Origin of the sequence: Citrobacter sp. Cpo032, from assembly GCF_030332975.1 — a bacterium.
In the GTDB taxonomy this organism is placed as follows: domain Bacteria; phylum Pseudomonadota; class Gammaproteobacteria; order Enterobacterales; family Enterobacteriaceae; genus Citrobacter; species Citrobacter portucalensis.
Genome location: NZ_JAOWGU010000034.1, coordinates 106,014 through 123,484 on the forward strand (window position 1 = coordinate 106,014; position 17,471 = coordinate 123,484).

Here is a 17,471-nt window from a genome sequence, read left to right on the forward strand (position 1 = left end):
GGCTGCGCTAATCTTGTGGCTGAAGTGATGCGATGCTGTTGACCAGTTGGTTGGCAATTTGCGGAATGGCTTCGGCACTAAAAAAACCCATTGTGACAGCAATTGCAATGAGCCCACCTTTACTATTCTGAAGCGGACAAGCGATAGATTGCGCTCCAGGGATCCCCTGAGTTGGGTTGTAACGCACGGCGTATCCCTGCGATATTATTTGTCTAATCAACTGTTTCTGCGCCAGATTTTGCGCCTGATAATCAGAAAAGCTCATAAAAATTTGCCCTGCAGCACTGGCATGAAGTGGAACCTGCGTATTGGGCAGAAAATCGATATCGACGTTTCGAAAGCTGCGATTGTAGTGTTTGAGTATTAATCCATTTTCAGAAGCAACGACGACCCCGGTGGAGTGGTTAAAGGTGTCGCGAAAAGTGACCAGCATAGCATTGAGCTCGTCAATTGCGTCTCGTGCGCCGGTTTGGCCTCCAGTCAGTTGCAGTGTGGTTGCTCCCAGGCAGTAAAGCCCTTTTTCGTTTTGGCATAGCATGCCGGTGCGACAAAGTGAGATAAGATATTTATGTAAACGGCTTTTCGACAAACCACACCCAGTAGCGATATCGATTGCCCTCGCTTGACCATTCTGACTGGCGACAAATGTCAAAATGCTGACGGCTATATCAACCGAATTAATCCCTTGTGATGTTTCAGTCATATGCGTTCTCTTATTAAATACTCCTCGATTATATCATTGAGTTCAGAAAGCAGTGCTGCTTTCATAGTTCAAAAAGATCGTTACCTCTAAATGATTAGATCATGACTCACCTCAAGTTAATTATTAGTGAATTTTAGTTCACTAATGATGAACTTTATTGGAGGAAAGATCATGGATGCTTTGAGCAATATACGTTTAAAAAGAAGAACCCTGTTAAAAGGGCTAGGTGTGGTGGGGCTGGCTTCATTAGGTCCAACCTTTCTAGGGTTGCGTCAGGTCAATGGCGCACCGCTGCCTCGGTTTCGTCTGCAGCAATCGGATTACCAGACATTTCGTTCGACCTGTGCAATGGAATGTTTGCATTGCAACCTGACGGCATATGTCTGGAAAGATCGTTTGATGAAAATTGAAGCGACAAAAGGCTTTAACGTGAAATGTTGTTTACGAGGGATTAGCCGAACGAAATGGGTGTATCACCCGCTACGACTGACGCAACCCTTGCTGCGTACGGGAGAAAAAGGTGAAGGAAAATTTAAGCCGATTTCTTGGGATGCCGCGCTTGAGCTTATTGAAAAGAAAATCAGAGAAACGATCGCTACCGATGGCAATAAAGGCCTGTTGCTAACAGCAGCCTCAGGGAATATGGACTCTATCAAAAATGATATGGGGAAGGCATTTTTTGATTATCTTGGTGGATCGACAAAACATGTTGGTTCGTTATGCTGCGCAGCCGTCACCGCTGCGATGATGCCAATGGTGGGCTTACGGTATGCTGATACCCGCGACACAATAAAGGAAAGTCGCTATATCCTTTGCTGGGGGAACAACCCGGCCGTTACGATGCATGCTTACTTCAAAGATTATTCAAATGCGCAGCGTAACGGAGCGCGAATGGTGGTAATCGATCCCCGGTTTAACGAAACCGCAGCAAAAGCGGATGAGTGGGTGCCTATTGTGCCGGGAACGGATATCGCGCTGGCGCTAGGGATGATCAACATCATTATGCAGGAAAAACGCTATGACGCGGATTTTCTGCGAGCGCACACCGGTGCGGTTTATCTGGTGGATGGACAACAGAAGTTAATGCGAGCCGATCCGCAGGATACTGACAGTTATCTGGTGTTTGATACCCTGACACAAAGCGTGAAGCGACATGATGCGCCGGGCGTTATTCCTGCATTGCTGAATGATGAACTGCCCAACGAGAGTGATTTTACGACCGTACTGGATAACGTTTGGGCGCAGGCAAAGCCCTGGACGACACAGAAAGTTGAGCAGGAAACGGATGTGCCAGCGCAAACGGTATTACGCTTGGCGAGAGACTATGCTTCCACGCAACCTGCGATGATAGTTCAGAATATGTCTGGTGCACAGAGAACTGAGTTTGGTACTTATGTTGCTGCCAGCCAATTTTATCTGGCGCTGATAACCGGCAATATCGGTAAGCCTGGTGCAGGGGTCTGTGATGCGGGCGGGGTCAGGCAAATGGCGAAATTTTCGCCCATTATCCCCCCTGCGCCAAATGCTGCCAAAATTCCATCGATCCCCATTTCTAAAATTGGGGAGTGGATCGTTAACGAAAAACCTCATCCAATAAAATTCTGGTGGAACATGACACTGGGGGCGATGACGCAGTTGCCGAATACAAATCAGGTCAGAGAAGCCTTTAAAAAAGTGCCATTTGTCGTGGTGGCGGACAATTTGATGAGTTCGTCTGCACTGTATGCCGATTTGGTGCTGCCTGTGACGACCATTTTTGAAGATGTCAGTTTAATGGCGGGGGTACGCAGCCACTATGTACAACTGATGGAGAAAGCGGTGGAACCACCGGGAGAAGCTAAACCGGATTACTGGATTTTCGCACGCTTGGCCGAGCGTTTTGGATTTGGAGACGTCTTTAATCAGCCCATTGAACATTACATTGATACTTGCCTCAAAGGGTCGGGTATCACCCGTGAGATGTTAAAAAAAGGGCCGGTATGCCCCGTTAAAGAAGACTGGATCCCCTTTAAGGATGGGCAGTTTCGTACCTCAACCGGAAAGGCGCATTTTTATATCGAGGAATGGGCCAAAAAAGACTTCCTGCCGGTGGTAACCTGGAGACAGGTGAAAGAGTCAGTGAAAGGTTCACCTGAACTGGCAAGCCACTATCCGTTAATGGCGGTACAGCGCAAACTGGCACGTAGCGTACATTCGAGCCACGGTATGAATGAATGGATCCTCGAGGTTCAGCGTAATCGCCCGAACGTTATGATTCATCCAGAAGATGCCCATAATCGTCAGATCCAGGCCGGAGAGTGGGTTGTTGTTTTCAATCATCGTGGAGAGCATAGAGCAATTGCCGATGTTACAACGCATATAAAACGGGGAGTTGTGAGCCTGGATAACGGCTGGTGGGAGCAACAGGGGGGAAGTAGTAGCCACGTCACCAACGATCAGGTCGAGTTGTTGGGCAATGGACACTGTTGTAACAGTACGTTAGTTGACGTGAGAAGGGAGGCATAATCATGACGAAACAGTATGGATTTCTTATTGATATGCAAAACTGCTATGGCTGTAAAACCTGCAGCATGGCCTGCAAATCAGAAAATATGACGCCGCTTGGTGTGTTGTGGCGGCGGGTACGTGAGCGCAATACAGATGAACCTAATACTCAAGCCTTTATCAGCATGTCGTGTAACCATTGCGATGACCCTCAGTGCATGAAAGTGTGCCCTGCCGGGACTTATACCAAACGAGCTGACGGGATTGTTGTACAGGACCACGAACGTTGTATCGGTTGCCGGATGTGTATTATGGCCTGCCCCTGGAGTGCACCGGTTTACGATGCGGAAGAGGGGAAAACCAGTAAATGTAATTTGTGTGCGGAACGCCTGGATGAAGGTTTACAACCACGCTGTGTCGAATCTTGTCCCGCGGGGGTTTTACGATTTGGCGAGATAGAAGATCTTCGCAAAGAGCATACCACCCAATGGACGGTACTAGAGAAGCGCTACAACTTACCCGATCACAATATCAGTAAGCCCAATATTGTGATTATCGCGCCACGGGACTGAGGAGAGAGAAATGGAACACTATGAATTGCCATTAGTCTTTTTTACGGTCTTTGCTCAATGGGGGATTGGTGGTGTCCTGGCACTAACGTTGTGTCAGAATTTTGGTACGCTGAAATTCGATGCTAAACAGTATCGTCTGCTGGCGCTGTTATTTTGGGTCATCACTGTGCTGGGTTCTTTGGCATCCCTTGCACACCTGGGAACACCTACAGGCGCATACCGTTCAATGGCAGGGTTGGGAATATCTTGGCTGAGCCGGGAAGTAGTGGCATTTATAGTATTGAATGCCGTGATATTTTGCTGGTTAGCGTTATGTTGGCTCAAGCCTGGGCATCCAGGGGCGAATCTTCTGGGTGGTGTGACTGCGCTTGTTGGCCTGGTGTCAATTTTTGTGACGTCTCAGGTGTATTACCAAATGGCGCTGCACTCGCTTTGGCATACCATAGCTACGCCGCTTGGCTTCCTGGCAACGGCAGTATTGCTGGGTTTTATGAGTGTGGCGGTGGCCGGTGGCTATTGGCATAAATCCTCTTCAACGACATGCAATGCAGGGATTGTAATTGGAATCGTGTTGACGGCGGGCGGGTTGTGGTTTCGCTATCATGTGCCTGGCGCTGATGCGTCAAGTCCTCTGCTATGGTGGCAGCTATTTGCCAGTATCTGCATTGCTGTGTGGGGAATATCGCGTCTGAACTACGGCCAACAGAGTTGGGTGTGGGTAGTATTAATGGCGACGGGGGAACTGGCGGGAAGAATGTTGTTTTATAGCAACGTTATGAGCGGAGTGCCTTGGTTTTAAATATTTTACCGGATGGTTGAAACCATCCGGTAAGCATATTTACTCGTAATAGTTATAGATTCCCGCAGCCATCACCAGTTGTGACGCCACCTCGTGAGCTTTTTCGCGACTCACCAGCAGATCAATGATTTTCAAACCGAAATCAATGGAAGTCCCCGGTCCCTGGCTGGTTAACAGGTTGACGCGAGGATCCCATACGACGCGCTTGTCCTGCCACTGGTCAGCGGGAATTTGGTCTTTCAGCGCCGGAAAACCGGTCATGTTACCGATGGGGAAAATATCGTGTGGGACGAGTACGGTGGCGGCCGCGGCGCAAATTGCCGCGACAATGCGCCCGGAGCGATGAAACTGTTTCACGGTTTCGATAAGCAGCGGGCTGTCGCGAAAACACTCGGCGCCTTTAATACCGCCCGGCAGCACGATAATGTCGAAATCGCCGTCAGCAACTTCGACTAATGGCGCATCCGCCAACAGCTTCACTCCGCGTGAGCAGACGATCGTCAGGTCGCCATCGCTGGCGACGCTGGCGGTCGTGACCTTAATTCCGCCGCGAACCAGCAGATCGATAGTGGTGACCGCTTCGGTCTCTTCACTACCAGGGGCGAGACATACCAGTGCTTGAGCGCTCATACTCACTTTCCTTTCTCTTTACCATTTCAAACAGTTGGGCGTTTTCCGGGACGGCGATGCCGTGCGCGCGGGCGCGTTTTAACAAATATCCGGTAATGTAGTCGATCTCTGTATGACGCAGGGCACGAATGTCTTGCAGCATTGATGAGATATTTTCCGCCGTACTGTCAATCACTTGCTCGACATAATAGCGTAAATCATCCACAGATGTATGGTGGCCTTCGCGTTCAATGACCGCGGCCACTTCCTCGCAGATGAGTGCTATTTTTTCAGGATGATGGCGTAACTCGCCGTTTGGGCAATCCCATAATGCGGTCAGCGGGTTAATGACGCAGTTGACGGCCAGCTTTCGCCACAGTTCGGCGCGAATAGTGTCGTGCCAGGCGACGTCCGGTAGCACCTCTTGCAGGACTTCAGCCAGATAACTGAAATCACCGTCTTGTTCACGCGCAGGACCAATGCGCGTTGTTCCCTGAGCGACATGAATGATGACGTTGCCGTCACGGCGTGCTGCGTGGGTGGTGGTACCTATCAGCAGAGGTTGCTTAATGTTATGCAGCTCTTCAATTGTCCCCATGCCGTTGTGAATCAGCAGAATGGGAGTGGTTTCAGGCAGAATTGCGGCCAGGCCTTTTACCGCATCAGAAACCTGCCAGGCTTTCAGGGTGACCAGTAGCAGGTCGCTTTTTGCCAAAAAGTCGGGGTCGTTTGCCGTCAGGGATTCATTAAAAACTGACCCATCCGTGTCGATCAGGTTTACGCTGCAATAGGGTTGCGGTACGCGTAGCCACCCTTGCACCTCATGTCCATGTTTGCATAGCGCGGTAAGCCAAAGCTGTCCTAGCGCTCCACATCCCAGTACGGTAATTTTCATTCTTCCTCCTCACCTGCAACAGCACCAGGTGTTAATCCATATCGGCCGTACCCCATTATTGTTCGCAGGTATCAGTACCACGTACAATTAAAGGATACAGCCTAGTATAGCGCTGTCTGTTGGGTAACTTTGCAGGTATTATGCTTCGCATCAAAAATGAAGGGAGAGGAAAAGATGCCATCTTTCGATATTGTCTCTGAAGTTGATCTTCAGGAAGCCCGTAACGCGGTAGATAACGCCAGCCGCGAAGTGGAGTCACGCTTTGATTTTCGTGGCGTTGAAGCGACTTTTGAGCTGAATGAGTCAAATAAGACGATTAAGGTGCTGAGCGAATCTGATTTTCAGGTCAATCAGTTGCTGGATATTCTGCGTGCCAAGCTGCTCAAACGCGGTATTGAAGGCACGTCGCTGGACGTACCAGAAACCTTCGTGCACAGCGGTAAAACCTGGTTTGTTGAAGCTAAGCTGAAACAAGGCATTGAAAGCGCAGTGCAAAAGAAAATCGTTAAGCTGATCAAAGACAGCAAACTGAAGGTGCAGGCGCAGATTCAGGGCGAAGAAATCCGTGTAACCGGCAAGGCGCGAGACGACCTGCAATCCGTTATGGCGCTGGTTCGCGGCGGCGACCTCGGTCAACCGTTCCAGTTCAAGAACTTCCGCGATTAAGTCGTTATGTCAGATGGCGTAAGCCGCCATCTGACAAATCTCATCTTTACGCCTGGCTGATGGCCTGCTCAACCTCAAATCGATTGGTGACTTTGCTGTCGATTTTCACGTAGGCCGAATGTTCTTTCGCGACAATTAACACTTCGGTTATCCCTTCTTTAGCCAGCAGACGCTGCTTCAGGGTGTCATCCGCAGCAATTTCAGGTGGGATTTCCACCCGCAGGCTGCTGACATACGGCGGCTCTTTCATTGTACTCGCCACCAATAACCACACTGCCGCCAGAAGCGCACCGGCCAGGAATACGGCCTGACCATCAAACATTTCAACCACCCAACCGCCGAGCGAACCGCCAATCGCCACGCCAAGAAACTGGCTGGTGGAGTAAACGCCCATTGCCGTGCCTTTATAGCCAGCCGGAGACTCTTTACTGATAAGCGAGGGGAGGAGGGCTTCCATCAGGTTGAAGGCGAGGAAGAATATCTGCACGCCCGCAATCAACCCCCAGAAACGCACGTTAGCGCTCCACAATACAATCTCTGCAATAAGTATCAGTAACACGCAGGCGAGGAACACGCGTTTCATGCGGCGCTTCACTTCGGCGTAAATGATGAACGGCACTACGGAAACAAAAGACAGCAGCATCGTCACCAGATAAATTTTCCAGTGCTCTGCGGCGGGGAAGCCTGCTTTCGCCAGTTGACCTGGTAAGGCGACGAAGGTGGACATCAGCAATATGTGCAGACACATGATGCCAAAGTTGAGCTTCAGCAGTTTGGGCTCTGCCAGCACTTTGCTGAAGCTGCCTTTTACCATGCCCGACTCGCGGTTCAGCACGTGGGTAGTGCTATTGGGAACGACCCAAATGGTCAGCACGATACCTGTGGTAGCAAGGGCTGCAATCATCCAGAACAGCGCGTGTAGCCCCAGCGCATGGGTAACGATTGGTCCCAGCACCATCGCAATGGCGAAGGTGATACCAAAGCTGACGCCGATAAACGCCATCGCTTTGGTACGGTTTTGCTCACGGGTTAAGTCGGAAAGCAGCGCCATTACGGCAGCAGCAATCGCGCCAGAGCCTTGTAAAGCCCGACCAAGAATAATGCCCCAGATTGAATCGGAGAGAGCAGCAATTATGCTGCCGAGAACGAATACCGCCAGCCCGCCGACAATAAGCGGCTTACGACCGATGCGGTCAGAGAGCAGGCCAAAGGGGATCTGGAAGACGGCTTGAGCCAGACCATATATGCCGATGGCAAGGCCTATCAGCGCTTCGCTGGCACCCTGTAGCGCCATACCGTACGTGGTCAGAACTGGCAGGACCATAAACATGCCAAGCATGCGCAACGAGAATACGGTCCCTAAACCCCAGGTGGCGCGCAACTCACCGGGCGTCATTTTGTAATCGTTCATTCCCACCTCTGTATTAATTTCGCGCCTAGTGTAAAGCGGGGAAGGGGTGGGGTAAACCTCTACGATATGTGGAATTGTGTAGTGGGATAATTGAAATAATTACTTTCGCAACTAATTTACTTGCGATAATTACAGGTGTAGTCTTTTTGTGGTTATTACTAATGGAAACAGGGAAAAGGAAAATGGCAATTCCAGGCAATATGTGGATTTATGACGATGGTGGCGCGCTGATAAAGGGCGGGGGTGACGTAAAGGGAAGAGAATACAGTATTGAATTTAAAGGTTTTCATCACAATCTCTCTATTCCCACCGATAATGCAACGGGTAAACCAACAGGCACACGCCAACATTCACCGATGATGATCGTTAAAGAGTTTGACTACTCCAGCCCGTATTTATACAAAGCTGTCGCTTCTGGTCAGAATCTTAAGTCTGCAGAGATTCGTTGGTACAAAATCAATGATGCGGGTCAGGAAGTGGAGTATTTCAACATGCTGCTCGAGGGCGTGCGGATTGTCTCGGTCTCTCCTACGATGGCTGGGCCAGAAGACAAAAACAACAATCACCTTGAAACCATAGAATTACGCTACGAAAAAATCACCTGGAAGCATTGCGACGGGAACATTATCTATACCGACGCATGGAATGACCGGCAGACGGCATAATGGGTGATTGAATGGACACCACTGAAGAAGCGAATGGAACCTATTGGTATCATGGTCACAGCAATCTATCAGCTGGGGAACTGTATGATCTCATCTTTCTGGAACAGTTTTGTGATGAGTTAGGAATTGGCATTGAATCGGGAGCAGCTATTCTGGCTGGTCAGCCTTGGTTGAAGACTAGACAGAAACCTTCTGGGGCTATTGAAGGAACAAGTGTTGTTTCCAAATACGGGAGAATGCTTCTGAGAGATACGCGGGTACCATTTGGTATTAAAGTCCCCACACCAGTAGGTTTCAGGATACAAAGCACTAACAAACTTGCAGCTGTGATTGCTCGGTATATACCTTGGCTTGGGTGGATTGGTCTGGTAAATGCACTTGTGCAAGTATCAAGAAAGACGCAGCTAAAATACAACTTAATTGCTCGACCTAAAGATCGCATTCAGTGGACATCATTCTAATGAGTATTCAAGACGATGTGTTAAAGCTTTTCAGGGAAGAAATACCTGGGTATTTGGATGAAAACTGGAAGGAAGTTTCTTTAGAACTCGACTCAGAATTGTTTGATGTCCCCGGAGATGATCTCCACAGCGCTCTGGATCGATATGAGAAAGAGTTCAAAGTTGATTTATCATGTGTGAACTGGAAACCTTATTATCCATGGCACAATCTGCCACTATTCACGAGATGGTTCAAAGCTAACCGGGAAGAAGTGGAAGCAACACGCATACCGTTAACCGTAAGGATGTTTGCTGAGTCGGCTGAAGCGGGGAAATGGTTGTTTGAGATCTGGCCTGATAAACAAAAAGACGAGACCTGACGCTCTCAAAATAGCGTAGTAAATAAAAAGGGTGCCAAAGCACCCTTTTCTTATCTGCCGATTCTTACCAGACGTAAGTCAGCAGGTTCTGCGAGTTTGGCACCATAAAGTCGACGGACATCATCACGCTGAGCGCGGTAATGGCGATGATGGAGAAGCCGAACAGCTTGCGCGCCCAGACTCTGTCATCTTCCACTTTATAACCGCGCAGCGCCATGCCCAACCACCAGACGCTCACCGCCGCGGCAACAATCAGGTATTTATAACCTGCATAGCCGCCCAGGGTTAGCATCAATGTGGCGATAGCAAACGCCACGATGTACAGCGTAATATGGTTCTTCGCGACTGAAATACCTTTCACCACCGGCAGTACCGGGATGTTGGCAGCCTGATAATCCTTGAAGCGGAAAATCGCAATCGCGTAAGAGTGCGGCATCTGCCACAGGCTGAAAATAGCCAGCAGAATCAACGCACCGCTATCGAACTCACCGGTTACGGCACAGTAGCCAATCACCGGCGGCGCAGCGCCGGAGAGTGAGCCAATCAGCGTGCCATAAACGGAATGGCGCTTCATGTACAGGCTATAAACGCCCACATAGACCACGAAGCCCATTACCCCCAGCCAGCAGGCCAGAGGGTTCGCGCCAAACCACAGCAGCATAAAGCCAGCAATACCCAGCAGGGTGGCGTATACCAGCGAGACCGCAGGGGAAATCAGACCTTTAACCAGCACGCGGTTTTTGGTCCTCTCCATCTTCCTGTCGATATCCCTGTCGATGTAGTTGTTAAATACACAACCCGACGCCACAACCAGTGACACCCCAACCAGCGTGTAGATAAACAGGGGATAATCAATGCTGCCTTTCGAGGCCAGCAGGAATCCCCCAATCACCGAGATCAGGTTGCCAAAGATGATGCCTGGTTTCGTTACTTGCAGGTATTGCTTAAACATCATAATCGCCGCTCTTAGTGCATCATCATGTTGTAGTTAAGGTTCCACATAATCCAGATGGAGCCCACAACCAGGATGGCGATGATTAGCACAGTAAAGACAAAGGCCGTCATGTTCCAACCTTCATCAGATTTGCTATTCATGTGCAGGAAGCACACCAGGTGCACCAGAATCTGTACCACTGCCATTGCCAGAATAGTTCCCAGAATGACGGCCGGTGAGGCAGAACCTGTCATCACCATCCAGAACGGAATGACCGTCAGGATGATCGACAGGATAAAACCTGTCATGTAGGTTTTTACGCTGCCATGGGATGCGCCGCCGCTCTCGTTAGAATGACTCATTACATCGCCCCCATCAGATAAACAACAGTGAACACACAGATCCACACCACATCCAGGAAGTGCCAGAACAGGCTCAGGCACATGATGCGGGTACGGTTAGTACTGGTCAGACCGCGACGAGCAACTTGCACCATCAGCACCGCCATCCAGATAAGACCGGAGGTGACGTGCAGACCGTGCGTACCCACCAGCGCGAAGAACGCAGACAGGAAGCCGCTGCGATCCGGGCCCATACCGTTAACAATCAGGTGATGGAATTCATAGAGTTCCATCCCGATGAATCCGGCACCGAACAAGAAGGTCAACGCCAGCCAGGAGATAACCTGGCTCTTGTTGTTCTTGTACATGGCAATCGCTGCCATGCCGTAAGTAATGGAGCTGAATAACAGCAGGAATGTTTCAACCAGAACGAACGGCAGTTCAAAAATGTCCTTACCTGTCGGGCCACCTGCGGTGCCGTTCACCAGAACGGCATAGGTTGCAAACAGAATAGAGAACAGAATGCAGTCGCTCATCAGGTAGACCCAGAATCCGAAGATCTTGGTCTGGCCTGCATCGTGGTGCCCGTGTTCGTGCGCGTGGGCAGTCGCGTGCGTTAAAGTATCAGTTGCCATTTTTCAGCCCTGCCTTAGTAATCTCATCGAAATGCTGGTTTTCCAGTTTTTCGACTTCCGGGACCGGCACGTAGTAATCCACGTCTTCATCAAAGCTTTTCACAATCCAGCTGATGATCATGCCTGCGAAGCTTGCAATCGCCAGCCACCAGATATGCCAGATCATGGCGAAACCAAACAGTGTTGCGAAGGCGGTAATGACGATACCGGCACCGCTGTTCTTCGGCATATGAATTTCTTCATAGTGCGCAGGCTGCTTGTACGCTTCACCTTTTTCTTTCATTTCCCAGAAGGCATCACGCTCGTGAACGTGCGGCACAACGGCAAAGTTATAGAACGGAGGCGGGGAAGAGGTTGCCCACTCCAGCGTACGACCACCCCATGGGTCACCGGTCAGGTCACGGTTCTGCTCGCGGTCGCGAATAGAAACGAAGATCTGAATCAGCTGGCACAGGATACCCAGTGCAATCAGCGCGGCACCGCAGGCGGCAACGACCAGCATCGGATGGAACTGTGGATCAATCTGCTGGCTGAGGCGACGGGTCATACCCATGAAGCCCAGCACGTACAGTGGCATAAATGCTACGAAGAAGCCGATGATCCAGAACCAGAATGCGCGTTTACCCCAGGTTTCGTTCAGCGTGAAGCCAAACGCTTTTGGCCACCAGTAGGTCATACCAGCGAAGCATCCAAATACAACGCCGCCGATGATAACGTTATGGAAGTGCGCAATCAGGAACAGACTGTTGTGCAGAACGAAGTCCGCACCCGGCACCGCCAGCAGTACACCGGTCATGCCGCCGACTGAGAAGGTGACGATAAAGCCAATCGTCCACAGCATTGCTGAGTGGAATACGATACGGCCCTGATACATGGTGAACAGCCAGTTGAAGATCTTCACCCCGGTCGGGATGGCGATAATCATGGTGGTGATACCGAAGAAGGCGTTTACGTTAGCGCCTGCACCCATGGTGAAGAAGTGGTGCAGCCAAACAACGAACGACAGAACGGTGATACACACGGTTGCCCACACCAGCGAGGTGTAACCAAACAGACGTTTACGTGAGAAGGTTGCCGCGATTTCGGAGAACACACCGAAGACTGGCAGAACCAGAATGTACACTTCCGGATGGCCCCAGGCCCAAATCAGGTTGATGTACATCATCATGTTGCCGCCCATATCGTTGGTAAAGAAATGGGTGCCCAGATAGCGATCCAGGGTCAGCAACGCGACGGTAACCGTCAGGATTGGGAAAGAAGCGATAATCAGGATGTTCGCGCAAAGAGATGCCCAGCTAAACACCGGCATCTTGAACATGGTCATTCCTGGTGCACGCATCTTAATGATGGTCACAAAGAAGTTGATACCGGTTAGGGTTGTACCAATACCGGACAACTGGACTGCCCATATCCAATAGTCGACCCCGACGCTTGGACTGTACTCTATTCCCGAAAGTGGCGGATACGCCAGCCAACCGGTCTGCGCGAATTCACCCACGCCCAGAGAAAGGTTAACCAGGATTACGCCGACAACGGTGAACCAGAAGCTCAGGTTGTTCAGGAACGGGAATGCAACGTCACGTGCGCCGATCTGCAGCGGAACCACCAGGTTCATCAGACCGATAACAAATGGCATTGCCACGAAGAAGATCATAATCACGCCGTGAGCCGTGAAGATCTGGTCGTAGTGGTGAGGTGGCAGGAAGCCCGCTTCACCTGCAGAAGCCAGCGCTTGCTGACTACGCATCATGATGGCGTCGGCAAAGCCACGAATCAACATGACGATTGCGACGATGACATACATGATGCCAAGGCGTTTGTGGTCAACAGAAGTCAGCCACTCTTTCCACAGGTAGGTCCACTTACCGAAGTAAGTGATAAGGCCCAGTAAGGCCGCACCACCGATGATAATGGCAGCAATCGTAACCATGACAATAGGTTCATGGAACGGAACTGCATCCAGCGTCAATTTTCCGAACATCGTATTCTTCCTCGGCCCCTTAGTGAGCGGATTCCGCGTGGCTCATGTCCATGCCTTCCATTCCTTCGTGTGCGCTGTGCTCACCTTCGGGTTGGGTCATGTCCATGCTCTTACCGTGAGCCATAAATTTGTTAATAACGTCTTTAAACAAATCCGGTTTCACGTTGGAGAAGTATTCCACCTGGTTGTATTCGCTTGGCGCAGCCACTTTCTCGAACGCTGCCATGTCGCTCATGGTGTTCGTGGACTGTTTAGCTTTAGCAACCCATTGGTCGAATTCGGCGCGGTCCTTTGTTGCGATAGCCTTGAACTTCATACCGGAGAAGCCTGGTCCGCTATAACTTGCGGAGATACCATCATAAGTACCGACTTCGTTGGCGATCAGATGCAGTCGAGTCTGCATACCGGCCATGGCATAAATCTGGCTACCCAGACGCGGGATAAAGAAGGAGTTCATCACGGAGTTGGAAGTCACTTTGAATTCAACCGGAGTATTCGCCGGGAAGGCGATTTCATTCACGGTAGCGATACCCTGTTCCGGATAGATGAAGAACCATTTCCAGTCCATGGAAACCACTTCGATGGTAATGGGCTTCTCGTCATGCGCCAGCGGTTTGCTTGGCTCAAGAGCGTGAGTGGTTTTCCAGGTCAGAACGGCAAGGAAAATGATGATTAAGATCGGCACCGTCCAGACCACAGCTTCCACTTTATTGGAGTGTGACCAGTTCGGGCTGTACTTCGCATCTTTATTGCTTGCACGATACTTCCAGGCAAAACCAACAGCCATCAAGATGGCGGGAATAACGACAATCAACATCAGGCCAAATGCCGTCAGTATCAATGACCGTTGTTCCAGTCCAATCTGTCCTTTAGGGTCAAGCAGCGCAGAATTACAGCCACTGAGTAATGTAGTGCCTGCAATTAATGACAACCATCCCAAACTTTTATTGTATTTCCTGAGTCTCATTTAACGACCTCAATTCCACGGGACCGGGTGGCGTTTAAAGTGTGAGGGCATTTTACGGGAAGGTTACATTACTGTAAACATCTCTAGATCTGTGTTACTGGGTTCTGCCGTGCATGTCACATATGTTGCAATATATGTCGCTTTGGCTTTAAGAACCTGTTGCAACATCACGTTATAACGAAAGCGGGCAGGCGGGGGGCGTACTGAGGGCAATTGGTATAACCAATACGAAAATAAAACAACTGCTTAACAATTGATTATCAATAAACGGACAATTGAGGAACAAAAAATAAATCTTTCGTGGCTGAATCGAGTAAGGAAAATAGTATATATAAAAGGCGTCAATAATTTCCAAATTCTTTGGCGCACAAAATAACAAATATTATTTTTAGCAGTTGTTGCTTATTTCGCCGTTATAATTACGTAGGGTGATTACAACGACCAAATATGCTCGTCATACTTCAAGCTACGGGTGTGTTGGCTTTCCTCGCTCACCCCAGTCACTTACTTATGTAAGCTCCTGGGGATTTGCTGCGTCGCCGCCTTCCCGTAACTCGAATTATTTAGAGCATAAATATGCAACATCATGCCAGACGGGTTTTGCGCAATGCCAGATAATCAAGCAATCCACCAAAAACGACCCCGCAGACAGCGACCACCACTGAGACTTCAAGCAGTTCCGGCAGGAAGGAGAAGTTGGTGTAATCCAGCGCGTTCATGGTTAACAGCAGCAGCCAAACCAGCAGCAGGCAGCAGCCCGCAACTAGCGTCATTAATGCCAGACTGTATGCTCCACGAAATTCCGTGCGAGGAATGAAGCTTTCATTTTGCCAGCTATGTTCCAGGGTCTGGCGACATACCAGCAGCAGTATCAGGCCGGGGATCGCGGCAAACACGGAGAACAGATAAAACGTCGGCCAGCCGTGTGCTTCGACAAACCAACCCGCTACCGGGCCAACGTAAACGCGACCAACGGCTGAAAGCGCGGAGAGCAGGGCGAACTGGGTCGCTGAGAAGGACTTATTGCACAGCGTCATTAATAAGGCGACAAACGCCGCCGTGCCCATTCCGCCGCACAGGTTTTCAAAGAAGACGGCCGCCGCCATGCTGAACATGTGTTTGTCAGTGATGGACAGTAGCCAGTAGCCCGCATTCGACGCCCCTTGCAGGATGCCGAAAATAAGCAATGCGCGGAACAGAGAAAGGCGCTGCATCAGGATCCCACCGTACAGCGCGCCAACAATGGTGGCCAGTAGCCCCAGTGTCTTATTCACCACGCCAACTTCACCCGCATCAAACCCAACGCCGCGGATTAAAAAGGTGGTGGTCAGGCTCATGGCGAAAGCATCCCCGAGCTTATACAGCACAATAAGCAGCAGGATCAGCCATGCGTTGTTACGACCAAAGAAGTCTCGCAGCGGAGCCGCAACTGCCTGTTCCAGCGTTTTAGGCACCGGAATGGTGTCAGTTGGTTCAGGTGCTAACAGAGTGGCGATGATACAGGGAATCAACAGTGCAGCCATCAGCCAGTACATCCCTTGCCAGCCCAGCCAGCGATCGGCCATCCACAAGGCCAATCCGCCTGAAACCAGCATCCCTAATCGATAGCCCAGCACGCTGATAGCCGCGCCGGTACCGCGGTCTTCTGCGGGCAATACGTCGGTTTTCCAGGCATCAAAGACGATATCCTGCGATGCCGAGCAAAAAGCGATCACTACTGCGAGTGCGGCCATCCAGCGTAACTGTGTGCCAGGCTCCAGAAAGCCCATCGCAGCGATAGAAATTAACAACAGCACCTGGGTCGCCAGCAGCCAGCCGCGACGTCGACCTAAAAACGGTGGCGTGTAACGGTCCATCAACGGGGACCAGAGAAATTTAAATACGTAGGCCTGACCGACCAGGGAAAAGAAACCGATGGTTTTAAGATCGATATTCTCGACTGTCATCCACGCCTGAAGCGTACCGGAGGTGAGTGCGAGCGGTAAACCGGAGGCGAACCCCAGAATGAGCAGGATAGCTGAACGTGGTTGCTGAAAAATACGTAAGTATTGACTGGACATGGGCTTCTATAGGCCCGACGAACGCCGGGCCATATGGGCAGAAATTAACGAGCGTTCTGCTTGATGAAATCGTGAACGCTGGTGTCCTGAGACATATCAGCGATGGTGTCGGTCAGCACGCTGTTAACGGCATCAGCGATATTTTTGTTAGAGGCTTGCAGTGCACCTTCAACAGAATAGCTTGCGCGGTAGTTTTTGGTCATCTTGTTGCCGTTGGCGGCGGTAGCAATGATGGCGATGTCTGCTTTGGTGGCGATGTTATAACGCACGCTACCCTGAGACACGTCAGCATACAGCTGGCTAACAATGATTTGCAGGTTGACTGCACCGTTCGGTCCAATCATATAACCGCGTGCGGTCATCTGTTTTTCCAGTACTTCTTGCAGCAGGAAACGCAGGTCGCGGGACGCGGTCAGGGTTACCAACTGGTTGTCGCGGGTGACTTTTGCCAGCGCTTGATCCTGGCGCTGGTCGGCTCCGTTGATGCTAACGGTCACGCCCATCAGGCTCGGGTCCTGCTGTGGCAGGGTAATTTTCGGGGAGACTTCAATAGTGGTCGGCGGTGTTGCGCATCCAGCTAACATAAACAGCGCGACAAACGGGACGAGGATTTTTTTAAACATGCCAGGGCTCTCAGCGAATCTAAATTGTATGGTTAGAGAAAATTCCCGCCATCATAACATCGCCAACGATGAGGGGAAGTGGGTAACGCATGTAAATTCATTGTGTTGTCCGTTTTATGACTTTGTGGAGACTATAAACGGACTTTTTGCAATAAATTGGAGTGAGGAATCAGTGAACTTCATCCGTTTGAATGAGAAAATCAGACAAGCGCTAATTTTTTGTTGCTAAGGTGTAATGAAAACGGTAAAAGCGGCTAGTATTTAAAGGGATGGGTGACATCTCAGCGTTGTCGGAGGAAAAATTTC

General features: G+C 50.3%; 18 protein-coding genes. 7 read left to right on the top strand and 11 right to left on the bottom strand.

The annotated features are described in order from the left end of the window. Positions 1–7 precede the first annotated feature (7 nt). Positions 8–703: a helix-turn-helix domain-containing protein gene (locus OGY33_RS02540; protein ID WP_191238811.1), complete on the bottom strand. Its 696-nt coding sequence runs from the start codon at positions 701–703 to the stop codon at positions 8–10. 171 nt (positions 704–874) lie between these two features. Here OGY33_RS02540 and OGY33_RS02545 point away from each other — a divergent pair, with 171 nt between their 5' ends. From OGY33_RS02545 to OGY33_RS02555, 3 genes are read left to right on the top strand one after another with little or no spacing between them, the layout of a single operon-like run. Next, positions 875–3,208, top strand: a complete 2,334-nt coding sequence (locus OGY33_RS02545) for a molybdopterin-containing oxidoreductase family protein (RefSeq protein ID WP_191238810.1) — start codon at positions 875–877, stop codon at positions 3,206–3,208. Positions 3,209–3,210: 2 nt separating this feature from the next. After that, complete coding sequence (locus tag OGY33_RS02550) at positions 3,211–3,759, top strand: 4Fe-4S dicluster domain-containing protein (RefSeq protein ID WP_170972905.1); 549 nt, start codon at positions 3,211–3,213, stop codon at positions 3,757–3,759. 10 nt (positions 3,760–3,769) lie between these two features. After that, on the top strand, positions 3,770–4,558 hold the full coding sequence (locus tag OGY33_RS02555; RefSeq protein WP_191238809.1) for a dimethyl sulfoxide reductase anchor subunit family protein: 789 nt from the start codon (positions 3,770–3,772) through the stop codon (positions 4,556–4,558). 39 nt (positions 4,559–4,597) lie between these two features. On the opposite strand, the gene yajL is transcribed toward OGY33_RS02555, so the two are convergent. Both yajL and panE read right to left on the bottom strand, forming a co-directional pair. Then, positions 4,598–5,188 carry a protein deglycase YajL gene (gene yajL / locus OGY33_RS02560; protein WP_008783935.1) on the bottom strand — a complete coding sequence of 197 codons (591 nt, stop codon included), beginning with the start codon at positions 5,186–5,188 and terminating at the stop codon, positions 4,598–4,600. Continuing rightward, entirely contained in the window at positions 5,151–6,062 is a 912-nt protein-coding gene (gene panE, locus OGY33_RS02565) for a 2-dehydropantoate 2-reductase (protein WP_032942532.1), read from the bottom strand. The genes yajL and panE overlap by 38 nt, the downstream gene beginning before the upstream one ends. Before the next feature lie 174 nt (positions 6,063–6,236). Between panE and OGY33_RS02570 the strand changes: the two genes are divergently transcribed. After that, positions 6,237–6,728 carry a YajQ family cyclic di-GMP-binding protein gene (locus OGY33_RS02570; RefSeq protein WP_003831002.1) on the top strand — a complete coding sequence of 164 codons (492 nt, stop codon included), beginning with the start codon at positions 6,237–6,239 and terminating at the stop codon, positions 6,726–6,728. 46 nt (positions 6,729–6,774) lie between these two features. Here OGY33_RS02570 and OGY33_RS02575 read toward each other — a convergent pair whose 3' ends face one another. Then, positions 6,775–8,139: an MFS transporter gene (locus OGY33_RS02575; RefSeq protein ID WP_191238808.1), complete on the bottom strand. Its 1,365-nt coding sequence runs from the start codon at positions 8,137–8,139 to the stop codon at positions 6,775–6,777. A 182-nt stretch (positions 8,140–8,321) separates the two neighbouring features. On the opposite strand from OGY33_RS02575, the gene OGY33_RS02580 reads away from it, so the two are divergent. The 3 genes from OGY33_RS02580 to OGY33_RS02590 are packed head-to-tail and all read left to right on the top strand — an operon-like array spanning position 8,322 to position 9,624. After that, positions 8,322–8,804: an Hcp family type VI secretion system effector gene (locus OGY33_RS02580; protein WP_191238807.1), complete on the top strand. Its 483-nt coding sequence runs from the start codon at positions 8,322–8,324 to the stop codon at positions 8,802–8,804. Positions 8,805–8,815: 11 nt separating this feature from the next. Further along, complete coding sequence (locus OGY33_RS02585) at positions 8,816–9,265, top strand: STM2901 family protein (protein WP_048214793.1); 450 nt, start codon at positions 8,816–8,818, stop codon at positions 9,263–9,265. Then, positions 9,265–9,624, top strand: a complete 360-nt coding sequence (locus OGY33_RS02590) for a DUF1493 family protein (protein ID WP_048214792.1) — start codon at positions 9,265–9,267, stop codon at positions 9,622–9,624. Before OGY33_RS02585 ends, OGY33_RS02590 begins: the two co-directional genes overlap by 1 nt. A gap of 64 nt (positions 9,625–9,688) precedes the next feature. On the opposite strand, the gene cyoE is transcribed toward OGY33_RS02590, so the two are convergent. From cyoE to OGY33_RS02625, 7 genes are all read right to left on the bottom strand, one after another. Further along, complete coding sequence (gene cyoE, locus OGY33_RS02595) at positions 9,689–10,579, bottom strand: heme o synthase (RefSeq protein WP_003831005.1); 891 nt, start codon at positions 10,577–10,579, stop codon at positions 9,689–9,691. An 11-nt stretch (positions 10,580–10,590) separates the two neighbouring features. Further along, positions 10,591–10,920, bottom strand: coding sequence for a cytochrome o ubiquinol oxidase subunit IV (locus tag OGY33_RS02600; protein ID WP_003831006.1), 330 nt, complete (start codon positions 10,918–10,920; stop codon positions 10,591–10,593). Next, positions 10,920–11,534 carry a cytochrome o ubiquinol oxidase subunit III gene (locus tag OGY33_RS02605; protein ID WP_003831007.1) on the bottom strand — a complete coding sequence of 205 codons (615 nt, stop codon included), beginning with the start codon at positions 11,532–11,534 and terminating at the stop codon, positions 10,920–10,922. Before OGY33_RS02605 ends, OGY33_RS02600 begins: the two co-directional genes overlap by 1 nt. After that, the gene (gene cyoB, locus OGY33_RS02610; protein WP_003831008.1) at positions 11,524–13,515 is read right to left on the bottom strand and encodes a cytochrome o ubiquinol oxidase subunit I; all 1,992 of its coding nucleotides are present in this window, start codon (positions 13,513–13,515) and stop codon (positions 11,524–11,526) included. The genes OGY33_RS02605 and cyoB overlap by 11 nt, the downstream gene beginning before the upstream one ends. 19 nt (positions 13,516–13,534) lie before the next feature. Then, positions 13,535–14,482, bottom strand: a complete 948-nt coding sequence (gene cyoA / locus OGY33_RS02615) for a cytochrome o ubiquinol oxidase subunit II (protein ID WP_191238806.1) — start codon at positions 14,480–14,482, stop codon at positions 13,535–13,537. 584 nt (positions 14,483–15,066) lie between these two features. Further along, positions 15,067–16,542 carry a muropeptide MFS transporter AmpG gene (gene ampG, locus OGY33_RS02620; protein ID WP_048214791.1) on the bottom strand — a complete coding sequence of 492 codons (1,476 nt, stop codon included), beginning with the start codon at positions 16,540–16,542 and terminating at the stop codon, positions 15,067–15,069. Between the two features lie 44 nt (positions 16,543–16,586). Further along, a complete protein-coding gene (locus OGY33_RS02625; protein WP_016152050.1) occupies positions 16,587–17,165 on the bottom strand; it encodes a lipoprotein in 579 nt (192 codons plus the stop codon). Positions 17,166–17,471: the final 306 nt, after the last annotated feature.

Excerpts from the sequence above, each read along its gene's own strand:
- OGY33_RS02625 (WP_016152050.1), bottom strand. The coding sequence starts at position 17,165 with ATGTTTAAAAAAATCCTCGTCCCGTTTGTCGCGCTGTTTATGTTAGCT.
- OGY33_RS02605 (WP_003831007.1), bottom strand. The coding sequence starts at position 11,534 with ATGGCAACTGATACTTTAACGCACGCGACTGCCCACGCGCACGAACAC.
- OGY33_RS02575 (WP_191238808.1), bottom strand. The coding sequence starts at position 8,139 with ATGAACGATTACAAAATGACGCCCGGTGAGTTGCGCGCCACCTGGGGT.
- OGY33_RS02600 (WP_003831006.1), bottom strand. The coding sequence starts at position 10,920 with ATGAGTCATTCTAACGAGAGCGGCGGCGCATCCCATGGCAGCGTAAAA.
- cyoA (WP_191238806.1), bottom strand. The coding sequence starts at position 14,482 with ATGAGACTCAGGAAATACAATAAAAGTTTGGGATGGTTGTCATTAATT.
- yajL (WP_008783935.1), bottom strand. The coding sequence starts at position 5,188 with ATGAGCGCTCAAGCACTGGTATGTCTCGCCCCTGGTAGTGAAGAGACC.
- OGY33_RS02580 (WP_191238807.1), top strand. The coding sequence starts at position 8,322 with ATGGCAATTCCAGGCAATATGTGGATTTATGACGATGGTGGCGCGCTG.
- OGY33_RS02540 (WP_191238811.1), bottom strand. The coding sequence starts at position 703 with ATGACTGAAACATCACAAGGGATTAATTCGGTTGATATAGCCGTCAGC.
- cyoB (WP_003831008.1), bottom strand. The coding sequence starts at position 13,515 with ATGTTCGGAAAATTGACGCTGGATGCAGTTCCGTTCCATGAACCTATT.
- OGY33_RS02550 (WP_170972905.1), top strand. The coding sequence starts at position 3,211 with ATGACGAAACAGTATGGATTTCTTATTGATATGCAAAACTGCTATGGC.
- cyoE (WP_003831005.1), bottom strand. The coding sequence starts at position 10,579 with ATGATGTTTAAGCAATACCTGCAAGTAACGAAACCAGGCATCATCTTT.
- OGY33_RS02555 (WP_191238809.1), top strand. The coding sequence starts at position 3,770 with ATGGAACACTATGAATTGCCATTAGTCTTTTTTACGGTCTTTGCTCAA.
- ampG (WP_048214791.1), bottom strand. The coding sequence starts at position 16,542 with ATGTCCAGTCAATACTTACGTATTTTTCAGCAACCACGTTCAGCTATC.
- OGY33_RS02585 (WP_048214793.1), top strand. The coding sequence starts at position 8,816 with ATGGACACCACTGAAGAAGCGAATGGAACCTATTGGTATCATGGTCAC.
- OGY33_RS02590 (WP_048214792.1), top strand. The coding sequence starts at position 9,265 with ATGAGTATTCAAGACGATGTGTTAAAGCTTTTCAGGGAAGAAATACCT.
- OGY33_RS02570 (WP_003831002.1), top strand. The coding sequence starts at position 6,237 with ATGCCATCTTTCGATATTGTCTCTGAAGTTGATCTTCAGGAAGCCCGT.
- OGY33_RS02545 (WP_191238810.1), top strand. The coding sequence starts at position 875 with ATGGATGCTTTGAGCAATATACGTTTAAAAAGAAGAACCCTGTTAAAA.
- panE (WP_032942532.1), bottom strand. The coding sequence starts at position 6,062 with ATGAAAATTACCGTACTGGGATGTGGAGCGCTAGGACAGCTTTGGCTT.